This is a genomic window from Stenotrophomonas sp. STEN035 (assembly GCF_056759935.1).
Genome location: NZ_JBRRDY010000080.1, coordinates 1 through 1,203 on the forward strand (window position 1 = coordinate 1; position 1,203 = coordinate 1,203).

The 1,203-nt window shown below is 62.5% G+C and carries 1 pseudogene; it reads right to left on the reverse strand.

What is annotated here, in order from left to right:
* Positions 1-32: 32 nt before the first annotated feature.
* Positions 33-1,135: pseudogene (locus ACVOLL_RS20560) on the reverse strand (IS3 family transposase).
* Positions 1,136-1,203: the final 68 nt, after the last annotated feature.

The window sequence follows — 1,203 nt, forward strand, 5'->3', positions numbered from 1 at the left end:
CGACGTCCCCCCGCTTTCAGTAGCGGGGCCATTTAGAGTCCGGGGTTAGGGTAGCCGATCTTGGCCATCCGTTTGGCGTAGGCGGCGGGCGTCAGCCCGCCCAGTGCTTTCTTCGGTCTCTCCTCGTTGTATTCCCGGCGCCAGGTCTCGATTACGGTGCGAGCGTGAAGGACGTTTTGGAACCAGTGCTCGTTCAAGCATTCGTCGCGCAGCCTTCCGTTGAAGCTCTCGATGTAAGCGTTCTGGTTCGGCTTGCCCGGCTCGATCAGCCGCAGCACGACACCTCGCTCATGTCCCCACTTCACCATGGCCTTGCCGCAAAACTCTTTGCCATTGTCCGAGCGGATCACCAGAGGCAGGCCGCGGCGTAGCGCGAGGCGGTCCAGAACGCGAGCCACCCCATTACCCGAGATCGCCCGCTCCACTTCGACGGCCACCGCCTCGTGGGTCGCATCGTCGACGATGGTCAGACACTTCAGCACGCGCCCCTCGCCAGTGCGGTCGAATACGAAGTCCATCGACCACACCTGGTTGGCCGAGGTCGGCCGGAACAGCGGCTGCCGATCACCAACCGGCACCTTCTTGCGCTTGCGGCGCCGCACCTGCAGCTTGGCTTCCTGGTACAGCCGTTCAACGCGCTTGTAGTTAACCGGCCAGCCTGCCTGCCGAAGTTTGAGGTGGATCATCCCGACGCCGTATCTTTTGTGCCGGATGGCCAGCGCATGGATCTGTTCGCGCAGCTCGACGTTCCGGTCGGGCCGGGCTTGGTAGCGGAACGCACTGGCGCTCATCCGAGCCACCCCCAAGGCCCGCCGCTCGCTGAGACCGCGATCGATCATCTCCCGCACTAGTGCCCTACGCACCGGTGCGGTCACGGCTTTTTTCGCAGCACGTCCTTGATGACGTCGTTCTCGAACATCTGCTCGGCAAGCAGCTTCTTCAGCCGGGTGTTCTCCGCCTCCAGCTCCTTGAGCCGCTTGGCATCGGACACGCTCATGCCGCCGAACTTGCTGCGCCACAGGTAGTACGAGGCTTCGCTGAAGCCATGTCGGCGGCATAAGTCCTTGACCGCCATGCCGGCGTCGGCTTCACGCAGGAAACCGATGATCTGTTCTTCGGAAAAGCGTTTCTTCACGTCCAATCTCCTGGTCAGGTGGGATTGGACTCCAATTCGCCGTGCTACTCAAAACCGGGGGGACGTCG